This window comes from Pirellulales bacterium (assembly GCA_035656635.1).
GTDB lineage: Bacteria > Planctomycetota > Planctomycetia > Pirellulales > JADZDJ01 > DATJYL01.
This window is the reverse complement of sequence record DASRSD010000179.1, coordinates 1-4,685: the sequence shown is the minus strand read 5'-3', so window position 1 is coordinate 4,685 and position 4,685 is coordinate 1. Positions and strand designations below refer to the sequence as shown.

2 protein-coding genes are annotated in these 4,685 nt (G+C 53.4%); both read right to left on the bottom strand.

The window, feature by feature from the left end; all coding sequences use genetic code 11:
- The coding region (locus VFE46_18685) for a hypothetical protein (protein ID HZZ30030.1) at positions 1 to 182 on the bottom strand (182 nt) is incomplete at its 3' end.
- Positions 183 to 1,231: 1,049 nt separating this feature from the next.
- Positions 1,232 to 4,678: an efflux RND transporter permease subunit gene (locus tag VFE46_18680; protein ID HZZ30029.1), complete on the bottom strand. Its 3,447-nt coding sequence runs from the start codon at positions 4,676 to 4,678 to the stop codon at positions 1,232 to 1,234.
- Positions 4,679 to 4,685 lie beyond the last annotated feature (7 nt).

Sequence of the window (4,685 nt, the reverse complement as noted above, 5' to 3'; positions counted from 1 at the left end):
TGTGCAATCCCGTGTTCCTTACACCAACCATAGTCTTTGAGTGGTGGCACGAGTTTGGAATTGCATTCAATGCACTCCGCTTCGGGAACATTATGTTCCTTGCACCATCCGTCGGCGCCTTCCATGCACTGCGCAGCTGAATTGGCATTCCCTCCGCCGAGAAGCGACGAAAACTTGGGCAAGGTCCAATCCGTCGAATGTCCCCAAGTCGCCAAGCCGACAAGAACTCCAATGATTGCAATCGTGGGGATAGCGGAACGCAGCCAGCTGCGGAAAGGCTTTCGTTGAAAACTTGCGGCTGCCGCATCTGGTCGCGCAGCGGATACCGTCGGCACGACTGAATCCCGTCGATTGGTAACGGACATGTCACTATCTCCAGAGAATTGCCTCAAAACGTTCAGCGTTTGAGGCAGACAAAATATGAGAGTGGCCACAAATACAAACGCGCTTTGTGAAATAAGCGCAGCGCCAACCCGAAAAAGGGGTCAGCGATTGGCCAGGTATTTCAAATCAGCCAGATTTGATTCAAAAGATGCAGCCGTAGTGGCGGCTTATTCTCACCAGGACGATGTGCCCAATCTGCAAGGCTTGCGGGCACAAGGCCATTTGCATTCGGCTGCGACGAATCTGCGGGTAAAAAGTAGGACGAAAGACTTGCTAATAGCCCGTCCACTTGATGTCGTGGAGTCGTTATGTAGGTACAGATTCCGTGGCACAGCACTTTACAATTACAAGGCGCAGCCGGTTGCTGGTCCTGCTTGGGTTGCTGACAGCAGGCTCCCTGGCATCCCGTTTTGACAGTCTTTTCCACTCCGCAGCAATTCTGCGGACAACGACAGCACAGCCCAAGCATGCCTTGGCTGAACAACATCGTTGCGGTCAGGATGGATAAGAATGCCTGCATAAGCTTCCTAGATTAATGACTATCATTACGGTCATCGGCACTTAGGTCAACTTAACTCTCCGAAAAATCGGCATAACCACTACGTCCGCATTGCCAGCAAGGCGGCTTCAAACTGCCGGTGGGATGTCGGATCGCAGGTTCTCCAGCCGCTCGGGCTGCGTGCGCACATGTTACAGCGCTCGCGGCATTGCGCGAGAAGATCAATCGTCGGTCGATTTACTAGCGGAGTCATCAGCGCAAACGACCAACTATTGGTGAATCGCGGGAGTGGCATTAGTTAGCGCGTTGCTGAGGGCATTTCGATGGATGTCTTGAACTAAGCTGCTATCACGCAATCCGGTTTGTGACCCCAGATAGGGAAAGAACAGTGGCTGCCTCTTCGTCCGCCGCTTGTGACTTGCCGTGCAGCTTGAGCCATCGTGCGCGGCGAACCCAGTAGAAGCGGACCGGGAGAAAGAGGTCCACCACCTCATCAGAAATCAAGAGCCCGCCTAATACCGGCAACGCCATCGGGGCTAAAATCTCGCCCCCGACACCCTTGGCAAAGACCATCGGGAAAATTGCAATGATGGCCACGCCTTCAGTGAGCAATTTCGGCCGCAAACGATGAACCGCTCCTTCGATCACTGCTTGCCGCAATTCCTCCAGCGATTTGATATTTGCCAGACCTCCTCGTTTTTCAACGGCTTCGCGCAAATAAACGAGCATAATGATGCCGGTCTCGGTCGCCATCCCGAAGCAGGCGATGAAGCCGACCCATACTGCCACGCTGAAATCCATCGGCGGGGCGCTCCAGCCGTTGACGATTTTTGGAAACAGGTACATGAAGAATGCACCGCCTGCCAAGGCTTCGGGAACTGCCAGCATCATTAGCCCGGCGTCTGCCAGATCGTTATAGGTGAGATATAAAATCACAAAGATCAGTACGATGACGACAGGAAATACAAATCGCAGAGTTCGTGCGGCACGCACTTGATGCTCAAATTCGCCACTCCATTCCAGATGCACGCCTTCGGGAAGTTTGACCTTTTCGGCGACAACTCGCTGGGCTTCATCGACGAAGCCTACCATGTCGCGGCCACGAACATTCAAGGTGACATAATTTAACAAGCGGCCATTTTCGCTCTTAATCATTGCCGGTCCCTCAACAATCTTCACGTCGGCGACGACACTGAGAGGAATGAAAGGCTTTCCCTTAGCTGCATGTGCGGGGCTTGCAGCGTGGCCTTCCTGACTGGCGGCAGCCTTTGTCGAGTCAGCCGACGCCGCGAAAGCAGCGCCGGAAGTTGGCGTCATGCCGGTCGGGGGGGTCGCCATTCCTGTTCCGCTTGCCATTCCACTGGGGCTGATGAGCAAGTGCCGAATGCTTTCTTCATCATTTCGGTCAGCACGGGCATAGCGAATCCGAACCGGAAAGCGGTCTCGCTTTTCGACGGTATAAGTGACCGGTCTTCCGGCTAAGGCAACCTCAATTTCATCTTGAATGTCCTGAACCGTGATCCCATAACGTGCAGCCTCTTCCCGATTGATTTCAATCTGCACATAGCCCTTGCCCATAATTGGAGCGGCCACTACGTCTCGCGCACCGTTGACTTGCTGTAGCGATTTCTCGACTTCCTTGCAGACCTTGTCGATCGTATCCAGATCATCGCCAAACACCTTGACTCCGATGTCAGTCCGCACGCCGGTCGAGAGCATGTCGATCCGGTTGATGATCGGTTGCGTGAAGATGTTGCTCCAGCCTGGGACCTGCAAGACGCGCAAGTTCATTTCATCATCAACCAGGTCTCCTTTGGGACCCGACGTGCGTGGCCACAAGAAAACATGGTCGTGGAACGGCTTTTCAAGTTCCGCACGTAGCGACACAAAGGGTTTGAAATCGGCCTCGTTTATTGGATTGCTCAATTGAGCCTGAACTGCGGTGTCTGCAAACCGCTTAGTTTCCGAGCCTCGCGTGGCACTCGACAGAAGCGATGATTGTTCCGCAGCTTTGGCGAGTTCTTCTAAGACGTACCATGTAAATGTTTCGGTGCCGCGATCGAGAAGCTCCCAATTGATTTTCTTTACAGCGATCTGCCATAGTTCGGTCCGTTGCGCTATGAGCTTTGCGTATACTTCGCCCGCGAATGTTGGTGGCGACGATCCCAACAACTCGGTCACGCCCTCGACGATTTGCCCAAACGTGTTTGGTTTGAGTGCCAGCGCCTCAGCCGGCGACAGCCGAGTGAAGGCTGTATCGGCAATTGTCGCTTGATAGGCCGAAAGAGTCTCCGTATTGAGAACGTCTGTGAGCGCTGCGGTGAAATCCGCTTTATTGCTAAACATCCGGTTCTTTAGCGGTGCCAATTTATCGACGACTGCCGCTGGCACATTTTGCTGTTGCAATAACTGTTTGGTCGAATCGCTAAGCTCGTACCGCGAACGAAGTATCCCACGGTCGAAGAGCGATTGTGCAACTTGTTGCGTCAGATTGGTGACATCTTCAATCGCCGGTTGCTTTTCCAGCCAGCTACCGTGTTGAGGCGTAAGTTCTTCCGACAAGCGTCGAACCTCCGCCTCTTCATCGAGATTGGCCGGCCAAACCAAGTCGCCAGCCTCATCCATTCGGTGCACCGAATCGTTGACGGCATCCAGGACGAGCTTTGGACCCAACGCCCTCTGCGTATCGGAATAAAGCCTCAGCGCCAATAATCGCATCGTCTCATCAAATCGCTCCATCGCCTTTTGAGTGGCACTGTTGACTAATTCTTTTCGGTCAGCCGCCGGCACTGTCTGTACAAATCCGTCCTTCTCAAGACGGTCAAGCACGAGTGCCGTTTGCTTCGCGGCATCGTTGTATCGCAATACCCGCTTGGGCCAAAGTTCCTTCGGCCTGAAATTCACAAAGGTTTCCACCATGTCTAGCGGAGCCGGATCGGTAGGCGTATCTGCGCGGCCTGCTTTGCCAATGACTGATTCGACTTCTGGAAACCCTCGCAGCAGCGCGTCACGAGCTTTCAGATCATCGGCGGATTCGGTGACACTGGCACGCGGAACTGTAATTGGCATATCGAGAGTCGTTCCTTCATCAAGTGCAGGCATGAAGGCCACGCCGATCTTGGGAAAGTGATAGGCCCACATTCCGATTACCACAAGACTGGCCAGCGAAATAGCCCGCCACAGCACAGCGCTTTGGAAACGAAATGCCATCACAAATAGAGTCACAACGGAGGTCGCCGCGACTGAAATATACAACCATTTGAGCAGCGAAACCCTTCCTAACAACGGTAATGAGATTTCCACACCGCTTCGGTGCATCGCCAGCCAGGTGAATCGTCCGGCGACAACAACTAGCCCACTGGCAATTAGCAGCAATAACAGACCCAAGCCTGCGCTGAGTTTTCGATTTCCTCGAATGAAGATCACGGTCAGCGACGAAACCAAACTGAAAACAAGCAAGAATGCCGTCTGCCATGCTTGTTCCGACGCGCCTTGGCCGACCACTGATTGCAGCGGAAACATGCCTGCCGCCAAGATTAGCAGTACGGCGAACATCCACATTACTAGATTTCGCCTGGGTAGCGCCCATGTCAAAAGCGGTTTGTAGATATTGATAAAACTACGGACGATCGGGTTGTCTTCCTCGCTTCGCAGGCGTCCCTTTATGAATGTTGGAATGAGCGCTGGCACCAGCGTGACGGAGATCAGTGCCACGCCGATCATGGCAAAGCTCTTGGTAAACGCCAGTGGATGAAACAACTTGCCTTCTCGACCACTCAGCATAAATACCGGAATGAACGAG